This is a genomic window from Oleiphilus sp. HI0067 (assembly GCF_001635735.1).
In genome coordinates, this window is sequence record NZ_LWFI01001369.1 from 1 (window position 1) to 781 (window position 781).

The window sequence follows — 781 nt, forward strand, 5'->3', positions numbered from 1 at the left end:
CCATAGGAGCAAGGTAACGCAATTCTTGTTCAGCGTAAGTTGCCGAGGAAAGCATTAAACCTAAGAGTATTGATAAATATTTAAACATCTAATTCATCTGTTATTGGGCGCGTTTACGCCGTAATAGGCAATTCTTTGCCGTGGAGATCCCAAATCTCAAATAAGCTCTGTTATACTCGTTTGCGCGAGTGACAGTAGTAAGGGCAAAGCGTGTCAGGATCTAATTCCACAATGCAAGAACATAATAACGATCAAGATAGCAATTCTCATTCCATTTCAGCGAGATTTCGCGGGTTCTTACCAGTTGTTGTCGACGTCGAAACAGCCGGCTTTAACTCTCAAACTGATGCTCTACTTGAAATAGCCGCTGTGATACTAGACATGAATAGTGACGGACAACTGTACTGCAAGGAGACCGTTCATTGTAATGTTGAGCCTTTTAAAGGCGCCAACCTTGAAAAGTCTGCGCTCGAATTCACAGGCATTGATCCCTACTCACCCTACAGAAACGCACAACCTGAAAAGCTCGCGCTCGACAAAATTTTTACGCCAATACGCCGCGCTGTAAAAAATACCGGGTGTACGCGTGCTATTTTAGTTGGCCATAATTCGTCGTTTGATCACAATTTTGTATTTGCTGCTGCAGAACGCACAGGCATCAAACGCAACCCGTTCCACCCTTTCTCAAGCTTCGATACCAACACTCTTTCGGCCTTGGCCTTTGGGCAAACAGTTCTAGCTAAAGCATGCTCTGCCGCCGGAATCGCTTTTGATGGACACG

At 44.9% G+C, this 781-nt stretch carries 1 protein-coding gene; it reads left to right on the plus strand.

Features of this window, described 5'->3' with window-relative positions:
- Positions 1 to 231: 231 nt before the first annotated feature.
- A partial coding sequence (gene rnt / locus A3739_RS21810) for a ribonuclease T (protein ID WP_068502750.1) occupies positions 232 to 781 on the plus strand: 550 nt, incomplete at its 3' end.